Below are 19,740 nucleotides of genomic sequence, written 5' to 3'. Positions count from 1 at the left end.
TCATCATGACGACGACAGCCAGTAAGGTTTTTGCTGACCGCATTGGACGCATCGAGATTTCGGCCACCATGGCCGTGACCGCCGAAGCGGCAAAGCTGCGCTCGCAGGGCGTGGATCTCTCGGATTTTGGTGCGGGTGAGCCGCATTTCGCCACGCCGCAGCACATCAAGGATGCGGCCGTCGAGGCTATCCATCAGAACTTTACCCGCTACACCGTCGTGGCTGGAATTCCCGAGCTGCGGCAGGCGATTGTAAACCGCCATGCCGAGGACTTCGGTTCAAACTATGCGCCGGATGAAGCTGTCTTCACCTCGGGTGGAAAGCTGGCGCTCTTCTGTGCGCTACAGGTGTTGGTGGATCATGGCGATGAGGTGATTCTGCCTGCGCCGTACTGGGTTTCTTTTCGTGACATCGTGCAATACGGGGGCGGCAAGGTCGTTCTGCTCGAAACCAGCGAGGCCGACTCGTTCCGCATTACAGCGGAGATGATTGAGAAAGCCATCACGCGGCGCACGAAGGCGATTATTCTCAATTCGCCGAATAACCCTGCGGGGGCGGTGATTGCTCCAGAAGAACTCGAGCGCATTGTGCAGCTCGCGCACGAGCGTGGCATCTACCTGCTGCTCGATGAGTGCTATGTGTATCTGCAGTACACGGGTGTACTGGTTAGCGGAGGATCGTTCACCGATTGCAAGGAGCATGTGATTGTGCTCGGCTCGCTCTCGAAGACCTATGCGATGACCGGCTGGCGCGCTGGCTTTGCGCTTGGTCCGAAGCCGATCATTGCAGCGATCGGAAAGCTGCTGAGCCAATCGACTTCATCCGCAACCTCGATCGTGCAACGTGCGGCAATTGCCGCTCTGGCTGGTTCTCAGGATTGCGTCGCAGAGATGCGGGCTGACTACCTGAAGCTGCGTGACCGCACCCTGAATCGGCTGGCGGAGATTCCGGGCATTACCTGCACGAAGCCGGAAGGCGCGTTCTACGTGTATCCGAATGTGAGCCAGTACCTTGGCAGGCCGGGCGCACGCACCACGATGGAGCTGGCAAGCCGGTTGCTGCACGAAGGGCGCGTGGTCACTGTTCCGGGTGAGGCCTTCGGCACGCATGAACATATCCGGTTGTCGTACGCCACGTCGCACGATGTGGTGGAAGCAGGGCTCGCGCGCATGAAGGACTTCTTCGCGAAGCTGTAAATCACGTATCAGGTTCTCACCTAAAACCTTCGCAGTTGCGTTATGCCGCTCTCGTCTTTTAGGGAGTGTGCGATTTGAAAATGCAATAAAATACAGGGAATTCAGAACGATGACATCCCTACAGACCGCAAAGCCCGTCAATACTCCGCGCCAGGTTTTATTTGCAAGCCTGGTTGGCACCACGGTTGAGTTCTTCGATTTCTACATCTATGCGACTGCCGCAGTGCTTGTATTTCCCAAGCTGTTCTTCTCGGCGTCGGATCCAGCCTCGGCGGTTCTGGAGTCGCTTGCGACCTTTGGCATTGCGTTTTTAGCGCGTCCCATCGGCTCGGCGCTCTTCGGGCACTTCGGCGACCGGATAGGCCGCAAGCGCACGCTGGTGCTGGCGCTCTCGACGATGGGGCTGTCGACCTTCCTGATCGGCGTGCTGCCGGGCTATTCAAAGATTGGTGTGATTGCGCCGCTGCTATTGGCGCTGTGCCGCTTCGGACAGGGCATTGGGCTGGGCGGTGAGTGGGGTGGCGCGGTGCTGCTGGCGGTGGAGAACGCTCCGCCGAAGAAGCGTGCGCTGTACGGGATGTTTCCGCAGTTGGGGGCGCCAATTGGCTTCCTGCTTTCGGGTGGAACCTTCCTGCTGCTCTCGCGCTGGCTGACGGATAAGCAGTTTTTCTCCTTCGGGTGGCGTTTGCCGTTTATCGCGAGTGCGGTGCTGGTGTTGTTGGGGCTTTATGTGCGGCTCACGATTACGGAGACTCCGGTGTTTCAGGAGTCGATGAAGAAGCATGAAAAGACGGGCGTGCCGGTTGCGTCGGTTTTCGCGAAGCACCTTGGACCGCTGGTGGCGGGAATCTTCGTATGCCTTGCGACCTTCGTGCTGTTCTACCTGATGACGGTCTTCGCGCTTTCGTGGGGCACGAATGCTTTGCATTACAGCCGCGGCACCTTCCTGATGATCCAGCTTTTCGGCATGCTCTTCTTCGGTGCGACCATTCCGATTTCGGCCATCATGGCGGAGCGCGGACGCAAGCGTGTGATGATCGGCGTCTCGGTGCTCATTGCACTTTTCGGACTTGTCCTGGCTCCCTTGTTCGTTGCCGGAACGGGCGGTGCGGTTGCGATGATGGTGATCGGGCTCTCGCTGATGGGGATGACCTACGGGCCGTTGGGCACGATTGTGTCTGAGTTGTTTCCCACCGAGGTGCGCTATACCGGCAGCTCGCTGGCATTCAGCATCGCAGGTATCCTGGGCGCTTCCGTTGCGCCCTATATCGCAACCTGGCTGGCGCGCACCTACGGGCTCAAGTACGTCGGCTACTACCTTTCTGTCTCTGCGATCCTGACACTGCTCGGCCTGTTCATGATTCGCGAGACCAAGGACGACGACCTTACTGCAACTCCGAACTAGCGCGGCGATTATTTCGCAAGCGTAAGCACGACGGCTCCGGCGGCGATCAGTCCGCCGCCGAGCAGCTTGCCGGTGCTTAACTTCTCTCCCAGCAGCGGCCACGCCAGCAGAATTACAAAGACCACGCTCAGCTTGTCGATCGGTGCGACCTTCGAGGCCTCGCCCAGCGAAAGCGCCCGGAAGTAGCACAACCAGGAGAGCCCCGTCCCGATACCGGAGGCGATAAGGAAGGCCATGCTCTTTCGGTCGAGCGCGGCAAATTCCTTGTGCGATCCGAAGGCCAAGACGATCGCCCATGCCATCACCAGTACGACCGTTGTGCGTACCGCGGTGGCGAGGTTCGAGTCGACGTGCGCCACGCCCATCTTGGCGAGTACGGCGGTTGCCGCGGCAAACAGGGCAGAGAGGAAAGACCAAAGAAGCCAGTTCATAATTCTGAGCTTATCCCGTGGCTCGTGCCGGGGGCCAGACGCTCGACATCCTCGATATGGATTTATTGCCTGCGTCTGTTTTGGCGCCGGGTGATGTTTCTTTTATGCGCGTGTAATTATCTTTCACTGCAAGAATGTGCTCGGTATTTCATGAGCAGATAAGTCATAGAAAGCATTCGATTGACAAAGCGTGGTTTATCCCAATAAGATTCGCGCCGGGTTTGTAAAGCAAGTTTAGCGGCACTCTAACGGCCGGCGGGGAGTTATCGCACGGCTGCCAACAACGATCGACTCATGGCTTTTGTGTTGTTTTGGAGGTGGGTTTCATGCGAAGCAGAATCTTTTCTGCGGCCAAGTGGCTTGTGTACTCGTTGCTATGCCTGGGCCTTATGACACCTGCGTACGCGCAGGATACAAACGCTTCTCTTACCGGTACTGCCACAGATCCCAGCGGATCCGCCGTTGCGGGTGTAACTCTCACGCTGACGAACGAAAGCACCCACTTCAAGCAGACGATCACGAGTGGTCCGAGCGGCGAGTTTACCTTTGCGAATATTTCGCCCGGCATTTACAACCTGCAGGCTACCGCGAACGGATTCAAGTCGGTAACGCAGACCGGTATCCAGCTTCTCGCAACGCAACAGGCTCGTGCGAATATTCAGCTGCCGCTTGGCACCGCTCAGCAGGAAGTGACGGTGACCGGTGAGACCTCGACGATCAACTACGTCGACCCGACCATCGGCGGCGGTATCGCTCCCGAGACCCTGCAGGATTTTCCGCTGACGGTCTCCGGCGCGCCGCGTTCCTCGGTGACTGTAGCCGATATGCTTCCCGGCGTCTCCACTGGAGCCAGCGGTAATGCATACAACACCCGCATCAATGGTGGTCTGGTCAGCGGTGACGAAGCCCTTGTAGACGGCGCTACCGCGATGGAAGGCTACATGAACCAGAGCGGCATGGTCAGCCTTGAAACCGACTTTGGTATGTCGCCTGACATCACCAGCGAAGTGCACGTGCTGACCGCGAACTATGACGCGCAGTACGGCAACTCGACCTCGGGCCAGTTGATTATTTCCACGCGTTCAGGTGGCGACCAGTTCCATGGCGCTGCTTATGAGTACCTGCGCAACGATGCTCTGAATGCCGCACAGTGGGGAGCTACAAAGTCGCCTGACAAGGAAAACGACTTTGGTGCGAACCTCGGTGGCCCGATCCTGATTCCGAAACTGCACGGCCCGTCTTCGCTGGTGAAGGGATACTTCTACTTCAACTACGAAGGCTTCAAGGAAGCCGGCGGTGCAAACTCGTCTACCTTGTCGATTCCTTCGCTCGCGGCACGCACGGGCAACTTCAGCGGAGCCGGAAGCCAGCTTTACTATCCGAATGATCCTGTGAAGTACGGTGCGGACGCTGGTCAGCCTATCGCTTTCGGCGGCGTGATGAACCAGATCAATCCCGCCTACGCAGATCCGATCGCTGCAGCCTTCATGGCGCAGTTGCCTACGCCGACAAACAGCGGAGAAACCAACAACTATGTTTCGCGGGCAGGTCAGGGTTCGCTGACGGCGAATGAGAACGTCTACTTCGGCCGCGTGGATATGAACGTTGGCCAGAAGGATCACTTCTACTGGACGACCTGGTGGCAGCGTGCGGGTCTGAATACGCAGAGCGATCTGCCGATCGCAATTTCAACCGCAGGGCCTGCAGACCCTGAGAATGCAAACATCCAGCGCCTGAACTGGGAGCATAACTTCTCGGGCAACATGACCAACCACGCGACCATCGGCTACCTGAACCGTAACGAGTCGTACTACGCTCTGAACGGTCATGCTAATCTGCCGACCGTCCCCGGTGTCGCCAACACGTCTTATCTGCCGGAAATGACCTTCGGCGGTGGTTACAACCAGTTGGGCAACAATGACCTTCCTGATCCTGGGCAGGCCAAGACTACGCGCGGCACCTGGGCATTCAATGATGTGTTCACGCGCATCATGGGCTCGCACACTATCAATGCCGGCTTCGAATGGCGCCTGGCAGGCACATCGATTCACCTCGGTACCAACCAGGGCGGTACGTTCAATTTTCAGGCTGACACAACCGGCAACCAGGGGTGCGCAAACGGAGGCTGCCCTGGCGATGCCGCTGCTTCGTTCTATCTTGGTGCCGCCTCCAGTGCGAACATCAACTACTACAACATCCTTGCCGAGTATCCGCGTCAGGATGCGTGGGCATTCCACGTGGGCGACAGCTGGCGCGTTCTGCCGAAGCTGACGGTTGATTACAGCCTGCGTTGGGATTACATTCAGCCCTTCCGCGAGAAGTACAACCACCTTTCGTTCATCGATCTGAACGGTGCCAACCCCGATGCCGTAACCGCAGGTGGCACCGAGCTGGCAGGACGTCTGGCTTTCGCCGGGCATGGCTACGGCGCGGCCAGCTATGGAGCCAATGTCCCCGAAATTCCGTTCAAGAAGGGGTTTGCACCACGTCTCGGCTTCGCTTACTCGATGAATGACAAGACGGTCATTCGTGCCGGCTACGGTATCTATTTCGGCCAGGCCTTCTATCCGAACTGGGGTGGCGGCATGGGACTGGATGGATTCAACAAGAGCGTCACGTTGAACGAGACCTCGGTTGGAAACCTGAAGTCTCCTGCGCTGTATCTTCAGAGCGGCATCAACCCCGCGCAGGTAGGGCCGACACAGAATATCAATTCTGGCTTCGATAACGGACAGACCCCGTCACTTTATCGCCCCCTCGATGGCAACCGCCGTCCTTACTCTTCGCAGTGGAACCTGACTGTTGAGCGCCAGTTGCCGAAGAGCTTCAGCACGCGCGTTTCATATGTCGGCACCGAGGGCATCCATCTGCCTTCGCTGCTGAACCCCGCGAATACTCTTAACCCGTTCAATAACGCAATCAGCTCGATCGGATCGGACCTGTCGACCAGCTACACCGCGGCTAATGGCCCGGCGGTATTTGCCGCTCACGGTGTAAGTGAGCCATATGTTGGTTGGGCCAGCCAGCTGACCGGTTGCACGCCCACGCTCGCACAGGCTCTGCTGCCGTATCCGCAGTTCTGCGGCACGCTGCCGGGTCTGAATGAAGGTCACGCTCAGTCTTCGTACCACTCTCTGCAGGTGCAGGTCGATCACCAGGCGAAGAACGGACTATTTGTACTGGGTTCGTTTACATATTCGAAGCTGATGACGAACGCGACGGACGGTGTGCAGTCGCAGAACTCATCGGGGCTCGGCAATGCCGGTCAGTTCTCGCCTTTCAATCCGACTACCCGCGACTATGCGCTCGCTCCGGACAACGTCCCGATCACCGCTCAGGTGTCGATCGTGTACGACCTGCCGTTCGGCAAGAACAAGCGCTTCCTCAGCAGCGGCGGTCTTACAAATGTTGTTGTCGGTGGATGGCAGGTGGCTCCGCTCTACCACTACGAGTACGGCACGCCGCTCTGGTTCTCGTCGTCGGCCTGCACCACGAGCAGCCTGGTTCCGCAGTTCCGTCAGTCCTGCATTCCAGGTTTGATTCCTGGACAGAAGCCCTATATCCACGGCCGCAACGGATATAACCCTCATTCTGACGGTAAATATCTGAATCCTGCCGCGTTTGAATCGAACTTCTCGCAGTTCAACTACACAGGTTCGGGAAGCGCCGTTTCGAATGTCTACGGTTCGGCTTTCCAGGACACAGATGTAGCCTTCACCAAGAACACGAGGATCACCGAGAAGATCAACTTCAAGTTCATGGCGAACTTCTTCAACGCATTCAACAACCACTACTTCGTATCGACGGGCAATGGACCTTCGCTTCCGTTCGTGACGGACGTGGCCGCAACTGGCAATTCGTTTGGCACCTGGAACGGCACGGTCAGCAACCCGCGTACGATCCAGTTTGCCGGCCGTATCGAGTTCTAGCGGCAGACGCAGTAAACAGACAGGCCGCCGACATGGATTTGCCGGCGGCCTGTTTTTGCTCCAATGCGAGTATCTTTACGGGGTTGTGGGGCTGTGTCCTGAAGGGTTGTGCAGTTGTGTGTATAGCTGCACTTCGTGACGGGAGAGGTCATCTTGCCCAAGCCTGCGATAGAGACGCGCGAGAGCGAAGTGGGGTTCGGCATAGTGCGAATCCAGTTGCGCAGCCTGCTTATATTCGTCGACAGCTGCCGGGAGTTTTCCCATAGCGTCAAGCACATTACCGAGTTGGAAATGTGCGGAAGCGATGCCCGGATCGATGCGGATGGCTTCGCGCAGGTGTGATTCGGCCTGTGCAGGCTGGCCAGTTGCCTGCATGACGGCGGCAAGATTGATGTGCGGCCACGGGGAAGGATGCTTCGTATGACTGTCGAGCGCAATGGCCTTCTCAAAGTTCTGGACCGCGAGCGCATTCTGATTGCGGTAAAAGAAGCAAAGCCCGAGGTTATCGTAGGCGCGCGCCATCTGCGGATTCAGAGCGATCGCTTTCTGAAAATGCGCAATCGCCGTCTCATAAAAATGGGAATCGTAGTCGATACGCCCCATCCAGTAGGGATAGAGTGCGTTCTGCGTATCGGCGTCCGCGAGCCTCTGCAGTTGTTGCGTCGCCCACTGCCTCCTGCCCATTCCAACGTACGCCATGGCCAACGAGAACTGCAGCGCCGGAGGCAACGGGCTGATGGCTTCGGCTTTCTTCCAGGCAACGGCCGCATGCAGGTTGTCATGATCGAGAAAGTAGATACCGGCGATAGTCAGCAGCAGGCGATCTTTGTACGCCGGGTCCTGAGCCGCCTGGATCTCCGGCAAAAGTGTGTTCTCAGCGGCAGGATAGTCATGCGCGTCGAGCGCCCGCTGCAGCGCGGCTGCCTGAGTTTCGGAAAGTCCCAGCTTGTCGGCACCGGCGATGCCTTGAGGAGGTTGATCGGTCGTCTGTTGCGCGAGGCCGCTTTGGGGAATTGTGATCATAGCGAGGGCAATAGTCAGCGCTGCCCTTTGGCGCCACTCGGTCATACGCTGAGTTTATTATGGCGGCGAGAGGTTTTCGTGCTTCATTTTCTCTTTGGGAGTGCCTGGCAATTGCGCAGATTGCGAAGAGCATCCGCCAGCATTCTGTTGATGTTGCTCTGCACGTCGCCCCTCGCTCATGCCCAGCGGGCTGGCTACCGGGAGACGGTCTTAAAGATACAGGGACAGATTGAGAGCAGCGATCTTCGTGGCGCACAGGCATCGCTGGACTCCGCGATGAAGCTTTATCCAAACGATGGCGGCCTGGAGAACCTGCTTGGCGTGGTCGCTATACAGAGCGGACATCGTGATGCCGCGAAAAAGGCCTTTTCGCTAGCGGTCCTGCACGATCCGAAGTTAATGGGCGCATGGCAGAATCTTGCGCGGATTGACATGGAGACGGCGGACCACGATCCCAAGAGCGCCGATGATGCTTTTCGCGCATACACCCGTGCGCTGGCTCTCGATCCGTCTGACCCTGAATCGGCTTATGGAGCCGCAATGGCAGCGTTGTGGCGCAAGCAGTATGCCGTTTCACTGAGCTATCTGCAAAAGCTGGACGCAGAAACCCGCGCAAAAGCGCGCGTACAGGCAGTGATGTGTGCAGACGCATTTGGATTGAACCATGGCTCTGCAGGAGAACATGCAGCGGCAGCATTGGCTGCGAGTTCTGACTTGCTGGAGAGCGATGTCATGCTGGCTTTGCCGGCACTGCGTGCGGCCCATCGCGCCGACCTGCTGGAGGTGCTCTTTTCTGCAGCGAACCTTCACCAACCGCTTTCAGCACAGGGGTTGCGGATGCTGGGTTTAGCGCAGGAGGCGGAAGGCAAGCGGCAGCAGGCGAAGGAGACATTGGAGAAAGCCTACGAGGCGGAGCCGACGGCAACCGCTCCGTTAGTCGACCTGGCGCGCATTGCACTTGCTGGCAACGATCAGCAGGGGGCGCTCGGCTATCTCGCCCATGCGCGTGCGATCGCGCCAAATGACGCCAGCCTGGCTTATGAATATGGTTTCGTATGCCTGCAGATGAAGCTGTTGCGCGAGGCCCAGGTTGCGATCGCCGACGCCGTGCGGCTGGCTCCCGAGAATCCCGACTACCTGCTGACAATGGGCACTGTCGCGAATGGATCCGACGCATTGCGGTATCTCGACAAGTATCGTGCGATGCGGCCGGATGATCCTGCAGGATTTTTAGCCTCTGGAATTGCCTGCCTGGACATCAGTCATCTTGACGATGCGGTTGCATGGCTGAGCAAAGCTGCCGCAAACGAAAAGACCGCCGCTTCCGCACATTTCTACCTCGGCCGGGCCTTGAAAGAGCAGGGAAAATTTCAGGCGGCGCTTGCAGAGTTGCGTCAGGCCGACAGGCTCCATCCAGACCGGCCTGAAGTGCTGGCTGAGATGGGCGAAATTTATTTCTCCATGAAGCAGTATTCAGACGCTATCGGGCCGTTGAAACGCGCGCTCGAACTCGATCCGGAGAATTACGTTGCGAGCTATGCATTGCTGAGGCTCTACGGCCAGACCAACGACCCGCAGCGCGCTGAGCAGGCGAAGCGCTTCGCAGCATTACGCACACAGAGGGAGGATCAGTACCGTGATGCGATGCGAGTGATTGAGGCACGTCCACGGAGCGTCACCGATTCGGCGCCATGAGGAGTGATCCCGATGACGAGTGTGAGTGGTTGGGTGAAGAGAAAGGTTTTTAAAAAGGAGGAAAGAATGAAATTAAGGAATGTCCTTGTCCGCAGTGCGCGCATGCCGTGGGTTGTGCCAGCACTGCTTTGTGGAGCATTGCTCTCTGGATGCAGCCATGCGCCAAGCATCGCTGGAAAATGGATTTCGAATGGCATGACGCTCGATAACGGCGAGCAGCAGCGCATGATCCTCAACCTGAATCAGAACGGTGCGGATCTTACCGGGCAGGTGAAATCACTGGGGTACGCCTTCGACGTGAAGGGCACGATAAAAGACACCCACTTCGAGTTGTTCAATGCCGCTCATGAAGGACGACCGTTTCTGAACGGTGATCTCGCGAACGGTGAACTGCATGGGATTCGCGGCAGAAACCATCCGTTTGTGGCCACGAAGGCCGGTCCAAACGATGACCTGCCGACCGTGGAGTACATCACTCCCCCTGCGATTCAGCCTGTAACGACGAACGGCCTGGCGATGACTCCTCCGATGGGCTGGAATAGCTGGAACCTGTTTGCCGGCAAAGTGGATGACGCCACTGTCCGCACGATGGCGGACGCAATGGTATCCAGCGGCATGCGCGACGCGGGCTACGTCTACATCAACATCGATGACACATGGGAAGGCGTGCGTGACGCACAGGGCGTTCTGCAGCCCAACCACAAGTTCCCCGACATGAAGGCGCTTGCCGATTATGTCCACTCGAAAGGCCTGAAGCTGGGTATCTATTCCTCGCCTGGGCCGCGCACCTGCGCGGGATATCCCGGCAGCTATGGCCATGAGGAGCAGGATGCGAAGACCTTCGCCGCCTGGGGCATCGACTATCTGAAGTACGACTGGTGCAGCGCTTCGATGGTGTATCAGGACAAGGATCTTCAACCGGTCTATCAGAAGATGGGCGCGGCTCTCAAAGCTACCAATCGGCCGATCGTCTTCAGCCTCTGCGAGTATGGTCTTGGAAAAGTTGAAACATGGGGACCCCAGGTGGCCGGGAACCTGTGGAGAACGACCGGCGACATTCGTGATGAATGGTCAAGCATGATCGAAAATATCGAGAAACAGGTTCCGACCGCTCCCTATGCCGGTCCCGGACACTGGAACGATCCCGATATGCTGGAGATCGGCAACGGGCACATGACGGACGATGAATATCGTACGCACATGAGCCTGTGGGCGCTGACCGCGGCACCGCTGCTGGCTGGCAACGATCTTCGCAGCATGTCGGACACGACCAAGTCGATCCTGATGAACCATGAAGTGATCGCCGTCGACCAGGACAAGCTCGGCAAGCAGGCATCGCCGGCTAAGAATGGCGATCTCGAAACCTGGGTGAAGCCGCTGGCTGACGGAAGTGTCGCTGTCGGTATCGTGAACATGGGCGCATCGGAAGCGAAAGCAAGCATCAACGCGAGCGATCTGCACCTGGCAGGCCCGGTGAAGAAGGCACGCGACCTTTGGAAGCATGCGGATGTGAAGTTTGCCGATGGAACGTATTCGGCTCAACTTCCTTCACACGCAACCCTCCTCTTGAAGGTCAGCAGCAAGTAAGTAGAGTAAGAAATGGGTGCCGCGTTGCTTTTAAACGCGGCACCCTTTTTATTTCCCGTCATCTAAGCGTGGGTAGACGGGAAATAATCTGCTGCATGGTTTTCTACGGGCTTCTTTCCCTCGAAGAAGGCATAGACAACCGGCAGCAGAAGCAATGTCAGGGCTGTGGAGCTGACCAGACCGCCGATGACGACGATCGCAAGAGGCCGCTGAATTTCAGATCCCGGTCCCGATGCGAAGAGAAAGGGCATCAGACCCAGGGCCGCAACTGTCGCGGTCATCATGACTGGCCGGAAGCGAAGCCTTGCGCCTTCACGCACCGCTTCAGCTTGCGACATACCCTCCTGGCGAAGCTTGCGGATGTAAGACACCAGGACAACTCCGTTTAGTACAGCGATGCCCCAGAGCGCGATAAAGCCTACAGATGCCGGAACCGATAAGTACTCGCCGGACACGAATAATCCGACGATGCCTCCGATGGATGCCAGTGGCAGTACCGTGATGATGAGCGCCGCAAATCGCACCGACTGAAAGAGAATGAACAGCAGGAAGAAGATGGCCGCGATGGTTATCGGCACAATGATCATCAGGTGATGCAAGGCACGCTCCATGTTGTGGAACTGTCCGCCCCACTCGATGTAATAACCGCTGGGCATCGACACCTGGTGCTCGACCTTCTCTTGCAACTCCTTCACGTAGCCGCCCAGGTCGCGATTCTGCACATTGATGCCGACCACGATCCTGCGCTTGCCCATGCTGCGATTGATCAACGCCGGACCTTCGATGACCTTGACAGATGCTAGATCTTTCAAAGGTATGCGCGGACCATCCGGTGAACTGACGAGCAGCTCACGGATATCGTCGACACTGTCGCGCAGGGAAGCGGGCAGACGCACGACTCCCGAGAAACGCCGCTCACCTTCGTAAATCTCGGTCGCAGATTTTCCGGCAATAGCGGTCTCGATTACATCGTTTACGTCAGCAGCATTGAGCCCATAGCGAGCAATCGCTCCACGATCGATGGAGATCGTGAGATATTGCTGGCCGCCCACGCGATCCACGCGGGTATCCTGCGTGCCCTGAATATTCGACGCAACCTTTGCGATCTGGTTGGCTTTCTCCACGAGTGTGTCGAGATCGTCTCCGTAAATCATCACGGCAACATCAGCGCGAACGCCCGAGACCATTTCGTCCACGCGGTCGGAGATTGGTTGCGACATAACGAGGTTGAGACCGGGAATGACAGCCAGCCTGTCACGGATTTGGTCGGCGATCTTCTCCTGCGTCATGCCACGAGGCCGTTTGTCGAAAGGCGTGAGAGTCGCGAGCACGTCGGCTTCGTTTGGACCGGCGGGATCTGCCGGAGATTCTCCACGGCCCAGGCGCGAGACAACACTCTCTACGCCTGGCACCTTCAGCATGGCCTGCTGCATCTGCCGCTCCATGTGCAGCGACTCATCAAGCGATATGTTTGGCACACGGTCTGCGTTTGGTGAGAGCGTGCCTTCCTGCATCTCTGGGATAAACGATGTGCCGAGGAAGGGAAACAGGGAAAGCGATCCAGCAAAAAGCAAAATAACGATCGCCACCATCGCTTTGCGATGAAACAGTGCCCATCCCAGCAAGCTTGAGTACGGGCGCCGTAGCATGCGCACGAGCCAGGTATCGTTTTCGGAGCCGCCCTTCAGCAGATAAGAGGAAAGCACCGGCGACAGGGTGAGAGACAGCACGAGCGAGATCGCAAGCGCGATGGCGATTGTGTACGCAAGCGGCGCGAACATCTTGCCCTCCATCCCTTCGAGAGTCATCAGGGGCAGGAAGACGAGAATGATAATGGTGACGCCGAAGAGCGTCGGCGTTGCCACCTCCATGACAGCCGAAAGGACAAGCTGCAGCTTCGTAACCGGAGTCGCGGCACCGCCGTGATGACGGGCGTGACTCAATCGTCCGAAGACGTTTTCGACAACCACCACAGATCCGTCCACCATCAGGCCGATGGCAATGGCAAGACCGCCGAGAGACATAAGGTTAGCGGAGAGGCCAATATGGTTCATCACCATGAAGGTCAGCAGCGGGGTCAACAGCAGATTGGCGCTGACGATGAGTGACGAGCGTATATCGCCAAGAAAAAGAAAGAGAATGATCACAACGAAGACAATGCCTTCGGCAAGCACCTCTGTGACGGTATGAATGGCAGCGTCGACCAGTTGCGATCGATCGTAGTAGGGAACGATCTGCAGTCCGCCGGGAATCATGTGGCGACGGTTGATTTCGGCAACCCGTTCCTTGATACGGCTGACGATCTCCTTCGCATTGCCGCCGCTGGTCATCAGTACGACACCGCCAACGGCCTCGGTGTAGCCATTCTTGATCATCGCGCCATAGCGAACCTCGGTGCCAATGCGAACATCTGCGACATCGCGGATGTAGACGGGCGTGCCCTTAGATTCTTTGAGCACGATATTGCGAATGTCATCGAGATCCCGAATAAGCCCGATCGAACGGATGAGGTATTGCTCGTCGTGTTGCGGCAATACTCCGCCACCTGCATTTGCGTTATTGCGAGCGAGTGCATCGCGTACATCGTCGATGCTGAGGTCGTAGTAATGAAGCTTCTGTGGATCTACGAGGGTTTCGTACTGTTTGACGAATCCGCCCGTCGAGTTGATCTCGGCAACGCCAGAGATAGAGCGCAGCAGCGGGCGAACGACCCAGTCCTCGAGTGTTCTGCGCTGGATGAGTTCTTCCCGCGTCAGCTCGTGATGAGCCGCCGCTTCACCAGGAACCTCCAGCGTGTATTGATAGACTTCGCCCAGGGCATTGGTGATGGGGCCCAGGACAGGAGTGACACCTTCCGGCATGCGATCGCGCAACTCGGAGAGCCGCTCCGACACCATCTGCCGCTCGCGAAAGAGGTCGCTTTCATCGGTAAAGACAAGGGTGATAAGTGAGAGCCCAGGCTTGTTGAGCGAGCGCATATCCGTCATGCCGGGAAGGCCGGTCATGGCGATCTCAATGGGGATGGTGACAACGCGTTCCACTTCTTCAGGAGATTTACCGGCGGCCTCGGTTGCGATCTGCACCTGTACATTCGCTACATCAGGAAAGGCATCGACGGAAAGATGCTCAGCCGCATTGACTCCAAAGCCGAGCAGAACGAGTGATACCACAACAAGAATAAGGCGGTGCCGCAGTGCGCCAGCGATCACGGAGCGGATCATCTACTCGGCTCCCTTGATTGCGTTCTGTTTGCGCTGATTGTTCAGGTGAAACGCGCCGTCGAGCACGATGTGGTCGTTATCGTTGAGCCCGCTGAGGATGACACGATGGTCGTTTTCTTCATCGCCCAGTGTTACCTCATGTAGCAGATAACGGTTCGAGCCGTTTTCGATGAAGACATAGTCCTTGTTGTCTTCCCGCACGACAGCGGTATTGGGAACGGTGAGCTTCCGATCGGTGTGACCGATGAAAGTCATGTTGGCAAGTTGTTCCGGCTTCAGTTGCCCGTCAGGATTGGCGGCATCCATTCTGACTGCAACGGTGCGCGTTTCGGGGTCGACGATGGGCGATACAAAGCTAAGGTGACCCTTCAACTCCTGCTGTGTCGCCGGAATGTGAGCGGCGACTTCCATGCCCTGATGCAGATGGCCGGCATCTTCCTCCGGAACGTTGGCAACGATCCATACCGTAGAGAGATCGGCGATGGTGAATGCTGGGTCAGCCGGCTGAACGACTTGTCCAATGGCGACGGCGCGCTTCAGTACAGTGCCGGTCTTCGGAGCAACGATTGGATAGTCGGCGCTGAGGGTATGGGATGTTTCGAGACTGCGGATCTGTTGGGTCGTCATGCCCAGGGCGCGCAGTTGGGTATGGTACGAAGCGGCTTCGGTATCTGCCTGCAGGAGTTCGGCTTGCCTTCGTTCGAGTTCCGCGCGACCGATGACATCTGCGTCTACCAGTTGCTCTGCACGCTTTACCGATGCAGCTGCAAGGTTGCGCTGTGACACTGCCTTGATGAGCGCAAATTGCGTGTCAGAGAGCGATGTGCTGTGCAGCATTGCGAGCGTAGTCCCGGCTCTCACGTATTGCCCCTCAAAAACCAGGAGCCGCTCGATGCGTCCAGCAACAGGAGAGCCTACCTGTGCGATGTCGCGCGCGTTTGTCTCAACCCGGGCCGCGACCTGCAGAGTGCCCGATACGTTTTCGTAGGAGGGCGTGCCGAACTTCAGATTGCCTGCAAGCGAGGGAGTAATACTTACTTCATCAGGATTGACAGAGGCCGCGCTCGCCGCTTGGGGTGTTGATTTTGATTTGCAGCCCGCGACGGTCATCAGTGCCAGCAGGGCGCAGGCGAATACGAGAGGGCGGCGCAGGGTGATTTCGTTTATCCGAGAGTGCATTATTTGTTCCCTCCGGGCGCGACCGCGCCAAGTTCTTCAAGATCGACGAGCGCAGCTTGTCTGGCAAACTGGGCATCCAGCAGGTCTCCGCGAACGCTCTGTAGTACACGCTGCGCATCCAGAACTTCCACGATGCCGCGCTCACCGAAGCGATAAGCAGAGCGTGCTGCATCGACCGCTGTTTCCGCGGCATGGAGCGAGCCTGACTCAAGCGACGTGGCCTGCTGGTCGGCAAGCTGGTACTGCTCATACGCACGTTCCAGAGCGGAGATGGTTTCCAGGCGCCTCTGGTTCAGTACGGCCTGGCTCTGGTCGATACTTGCCTTTGCTTCGTCGATCTGCCCTTTGCGGCGATCGAAAAGCGGGAGGGGAATCGTGATGCCGGTTCGCCAGAAGCGAAGATCAGGCTGATTTTCAAATTCGGCGAACGCGGTTGGCTGCGGAATGCGCAGCGAGCGTTCGTGGGCGAGTGCTGTTTTGTCTGTTTGCAGATCAGTCCGCGACTGTTCGATAGCGGGATGCTTTTCCAGAACCCGCTCTCTCGCTTCGGCCAGCGGAGGGAGGGTTAACCGGGGCTCGATCGTGCCAACGGGATCGAGCTCGGCATCAGGGGCTGCGGCGATTGTCACACGCAGGAAGGCGATCGCATTCGCGTACTCAATCTGTGCGCTTCGAACGGCGAAGCGTGCACGTGCAAGCTCCGCTTCTGCGCGGGTCAGCTCGAGGCGGCCTTTTTCGCCTACGCCAACCTCCACTTCCACTCGATGGTGAAGATCTTCAACAAGCGCCAGGTTCTCTTCTGCGTGATGAATTTCTTCCTGCTGGCGCAAGGCGCTGTAGAACGCGTGTTTCACATCGGCGGTTACGGAGAGTGAGACCGCCTTTTGCCCGTAGCGAGCAGCTGTCGCGGCCGACTCCGCTTCGGAACGCCGCAGGCGGCGTTCCTGCGGGATCTCGATTGTCTGCGTTGCCGCGTAGTGTTGCAGGATGCCGGGGACACCTGGTGTCGCGATCGGCCTTGCATACTGCAAGCCACCATAGACTTCGACAGAAGGATTGGTGTAGGCGCGGCTGACGCGGATGGCGGCATTCGCTTTATCTGTAACCGCCACGGCTTGTTTTAGCCGCGGACTGTTTGCCTGGGCCCGGGAGATCGCATCCGCGAGCGTAAGGTGTGTCTTCCCCTCTTCGGCAAATGCGGTGCACGGCAGCAATAGAAAAAAGATGATCAGCTTCTGAAAAGTCACACACTGCTTAAGGCAATTCACGCGCCAAACTGTTTGTGTCGATTTTGCGGGGTTTCGAGCCAGTGCAGAGGCGCAACTGTACCAGATGGGACACCTGCTGCTTCATATGCGGCACTTCCAGGGCCGCGTGCCGGGAAATCTGTGCGATACCGGCCTCTTTGATTGGTGGCTGAATTGCTCCGATGGCTGCAATGGATCTATCGATCACCCATTCGCGCGGCATCGGTATCGCACGGCCTTTCAGGATTCCCATGCATCAGGAGGCGGAGGCGTGGAAGAATGGAGATATGCCGCTCGTTCCGTCAAGTCTGCGATCATCACGGGGAAAGGCCGTGCTGATTGTCTTCCTGGTCGTAACGCTCGCGGTTTTCACATGGATCGCGCCTCCTCATGAAGTGGTGCTCCACAACATCCTGCATCACCTCAACATCCTGCCTTTCCTGCTTGCGGGTATGTTTTTTGGCTGGCGTGGAGCGCTGAAGACGATCCTGCTTGCGGTTGTGCTGCAGACCCCATCGATCGTTCGCCACTGGTACCGTGTACCGCTCGATGCGCAGGACCAGGTGGTGGAGCTCAGCACATTTGGTGCAGCTGGCATCATCGCGGGTGTATTGTCAGACCGCGAACGCCTCCAGCGCGTAAGGGTGGAGGCGACAAAGATTGAGCTGGAGCGCGTGTATAACGAGTTGCAGCAGAACATCGAACAGCTGAAGAAGACCGAGCGGCTTACAGCAGCCGGGCAGCTTTCGGCAAGCCTCGCTCATGAGATTCGTAATCCTCTTGCCAGCATCAGCGGCGCGGCAGGTATCCTTGCGCGCGGCCAGGCTTCGCTGGAGAGCCGCTCTGAATGCCTTACGATTTTGACCAAGGAGTCGCAGCGGCTCAACAAGCTGCTCACCAATTTTCTGGAGTTCGCCCGGCCGCGTCTGCCCCGTATGCAGAGCATCGAATCGTCGGAGCTGATTCAGTCCGTCGCGAGTCTGGCGGAGCATGCCTCTTATAGCGAGAGAAATCCTCTTATGGTTGAAGTAGAGCCAACGCCGCGCGAGATATTCTGTGATGCGGAACAGATCAAGCAACTACTCCTGAACCTGATTCTGAATGCAATGCAGGCGAGCGAGTCAGAGGTGCCGGTGCTGTTGAGAAGTTCGGCGCGACGGGGATGGCTTTGCATCGACGTTTGCGATCAGGGCAAGGGGATCGATCCCGAGGATATGGCACACATCTTTGAGCCGTTTTTTACCACGAAGGAAAATGGGACAGGTCTAGGCCTCGCGATTGCCGCCCAGATAACGATGCAGCATGGAGGGTCGCTGACCTGCCATCCGAATGAACCCCGCGGCACGGTCTTTCGTATCGAAGTGCCCCTGGCGGCAGAAGGCGATAGGTTGCCACAGTGAAGCAAAAGCACATTCTCGTGGTGGATGACGACAGCAGTCTTCGGCGCGTGATGAAGATGCAGCTCGAAGAAGCTGGTTATTCCGTTTCACTGGCGGCTGACGGCGATGAGGCGTGGAAGGTGCTTAACGGTGCAGAGCCGCATCTCGTTATTACCGATCTGCGAATGCCGACCAGTGGCCTTGAGCTTCTAAAGCGCATCACGGAGGCTGCAATGCCGGCTACCGTGATCGTTGTCACGGCCTTCGGGACGGTTGAAACTGCCGTCGAGGCGATGAAGCTCGGCGCGTATGACTATGTGACAAAGCCGCTCGACTTCGATGGCCTGCTGCTGGTGGTAAAGCGTGCAATAGAGCGGCAGGATCTTATCGAAGAGGTTCGTACGCTGCGCTCTGCGCTCGACGACCGCTACGGCTTCGAGGGCATTGTCGGGCGCTCGAAGGGCTTGCTTCGGGTTCTTGACCAGGCAGCGCGTGTTTCAAAGACCGATGCTACCGTATTGATCGACGGTGAGACAGGAACAGGTAAGGAGCTGGTCGCCCGCGCGATTCATCACAACAGCCGGCGCAGCAGCCGCCCTTTTATTGCCATCAACTGCGGGGCGATTCCCAGGGAGTTGGTGGAGTCCGAACTCTTCGGCTATATGCGCGGTGCGTTTACCGGGGCGCTCGTCAGCAAGCAGGGCCGCATAGAATCTGCTAACGGCGGCACACTTTTCCTCGATGAGATCGGAGAGCTTCCGCTCGACGCTCAGGTAAAGCTGTTGCGCGTGCTGCAGGAAGGCGAGCTGGCAAAGCTGGGAGCTTCGGTTCCGGTGCAGGTGGATGTGCGTGTAATCGCCGCCAGCCATCGCAACCTGCAGGCCATGGTGGAAGACCGTGCATTTCGCGAAGATCTTTACTACCGGCTGGCGGTCGTTCCTTTGCGGCTGCCGCCCCTCCGCGAGCGTAAAGAGGATATCCCCGAGCTGATCGAATTTCTTCTGGAGCGAACAAGAAAGCGCCATGGCACGCAGGAGATCCGCCTCGCGCCGCAGGCTTTACAGCGCCTGATCCACTATCGGTGGCCGGGAAATGTGCGGCAGCTCGAAAACATGCTGGAGAGGCTGGTGGTGCTTGCGCCGTCCAACGTGATTGGCGTTGAGGATCTGCCAGAGGAAGTGATGGGTGCACCATCGGACCAGGGGCTTCGCTGGCCGGATCTTCCCGACGAAGGAATCAGTCTGGAGGCCGTGGAGCGTGACCTGATCCATCGTGCGCTGGAACGTTTTGGCGGCAATCAGACGCAGGCGGCCAAGTTCCTCGATATCAGCCGCCGCACGCTGATCTACCGCATGGAGAAACACAACCTTTCCAGTGCGGAGTATGGCGAGTTGCTGCAATAGCGGGGCCAAATGCGCGGTGTCAGCAGGCAGCTCGTTTCTTCATTG

Annotated in this window: 13 protein-coding genes; 7 read left to right on the top strand and 6 right to left on the bottom strand. The window is 57.8% G+C overall.

Annotation, left to right across the window (positions count from 1 at the left end; all coding sequences use genetic code 11):
* The first annotated feature begins 5 nt into the window (after window positions 1–5).
* The gene (locus LJD29_RS00745; protein WP_446743837.1) at window positions 6–1,196 is read left to right on the top strand and encodes a pyridoxal phosphate-dependent aminotransferase; all 1,191 of its coding nucleotides are present in this window, start codon (window positions 6–8) and stop codon (window positions 1,194–1,196) included.
* Between the two features lie 109 nt (window positions 1,197–1,305).
* Window positions 1,306–2,601 (top strand): MFS transporter, encoded by a 1,296-nt coding sequence (locus LJD29_RS00740; RefSeq protein WP_446743836.1) that lies wholly within the window; start codon window positions 1,306–1,308, stop codon window positions 2,599–2,601.
* A gap of 8 nt (window positions 2,602–2,609) precedes the next feature.
* On the opposite strand, the gene LJD29_RS00735 is transcribed toward LJD29_RS00740, so the two are convergent.
* Window positions 2,610–3,032 (bottom strand): EamA family transporter, encoded by a 423-nt coding sequence (locus LJD29_RS00735; protein WP_446743835.1) that lies wholly within the window; start codon window positions 3,030–3,032, stop codon window positions 2,610–2,612.
* A gap of 326 nt (window positions 3,033–3,358) precedes the next feature.
* On the opposite strand from LJD29_RS00735, the gene LJD29_RS00730 reads away from it, so the two are divergent.
* Window positions 3,359–6,961 (top strand): outer membrane beta-barrel protein, encoded by a 3,603-nt coding sequence (locus tag LJD29_RS00730; RefSeq protein ID WP_446743834.1) that lies wholly within the window; start codon window positions 3,359–3,361, stop codon window positions 6,959–6,961.
* Window positions 6,962–7,036: 75 nt separating this feature from the next.
* Here the strand turns inward: LJD29_RS00730 and LJD29_RS00725 are convergent, their stop codons facing one another.
* A complete protein-coding gene (locus LJD29_RS00725; RefSeq protein ID WP_446743833.1) occupies window positions 7,037–7,984 on the bottom strand; it encodes a tetratricopeptide repeat protein in 948 nt (315 codons plus the stop codon).
* 150 nt (window positions 7,985–8,134) lie between these two features.
* Between LJD29_RS00725 and LJD29_RS00720 the strand changes: the two genes are divergently transcribed.
* Window positions 8,135–9,679 (top strand): tetratricopeptide repeat protein, encoded by a 1,545-nt coding sequence (locus tag LJD29_RS00720; RefSeq protein WP_446743832.1) that lies wholly within the window; start codon window positions 8,135–8,137, stop codon window positions 9,677–9,679.
* Window positions 9,680–9,745: 66 nt separating this feature from the next.
* Window positions 9,746–11,266, top strand: coding sequence for a glycoside hydrolase family 27 protein (locus tag LJD29_RS00715; protein WP_446743831.1), 1,521 nt, complete (start codon window positions 9,746–9,748; stop codon window positions 11,264–11,266).
* 62 nt (window positions 11,267–11,328) lie between these two features.
* On the opposite strand, the gene LJD29_RS00710 is transcribed toward LJD29_RS00715, so the two are convergent.
* From LJD29_RS00710 to LJD29_RS00695, 4 genes are read right to left on the bottom strand one after another with little or no spacing between them, the layout of a single operon-like run.
* Window positions 11,329–14,487 (bottom strand): efflux RND transporter permease subunit, encoded by a 3,159-nt coding sequence (locus LJD29_RS00710; protein WP_446743830.1) that lies wholly within the window; start codon window positions 14,485–14,487, stop codon window positions 11,329–11,331.
* Window positions 14,488–15,666: an efflux RND transporter periplasmic adaptor subunit gene (locus tag LJD29_RS00705; protein ID WP_446743829.1), complete on the bottom strand. Its 1,179-nt coding sequence runs from the start codon at window positions 15,664–15,666 to the stop codon at window positions 14,488–14,490.
* Window positions 15,666–16,913 (bottom strand): TolC family protein, encoded by a 1,248-nt coding sequence (locus LJD29_RS00700; RefSeq protein WP_446743828.1) that lies wholly within the window; start codon window positions 16,911–16,913, stop codon window positions 15,666–15,668. The genes LJD29_RS00705 and LJD29_RS00700 overlap by 1 nt, the downstream gene beginning before the upstream one ends.
* Before the next feature lie 7 nt (window positions 16,914–16,920).
* Complete coding sequence (locus LJD29_RS00695; protein ID WP_446743827.1) at window positions 16,921–17,166, bottom strand: hypothetical protein; 246 nt, start codon at window positions 17,164–17,166, stop codon at window positions 16,921–16,923.
* Window positions 17,167–17,245: 79 nt separating this feature from the next.
* On the opposite strand from LJD29_RS00695, the gene LJD29_RS00690 reads away from it, so the two are divergent.
* Window positions 17,246–18,313, top strand: a complete 1,068-nt coding sequence (locus tag LJD29_RS00690; protein WP_446743826.1) for a sensor histidine kinase — start codon at window positions 17,246–17,248, stop codon at window positions 18,311–18,313.
* Window positions 18,310–19,695 (top strand): sigma-54-dependent transcriptional regulator, encoded by a 1,386-nt coding sequence (locus tag LJD29_RS00685; RefSeq protein WP_446743825.1) that lies wholly within the window; start codon window positions 18,310–18,312, stop codon window positions 19,693–19,695. Before LJD29_RS00690 ends, LJD29_RS00685 begins: the two co-directional genes overlap by 4 nt.
* Window positions 19,696–19,740 lie beyond the last annotated feature (45 nt).

The organism is Silvibacterium acidisoli (assembly GCA_022870745.1).
GTDB lineage: Bacteria > Acidobacteriota > Terriglobia > Terriglobales > Acidobacteriaceae > Silvibacterium.
Note: the sequence above shows the minus strand (reverse complement) of the source record. Positions and strands in the feature narration are given on the sequence as shown.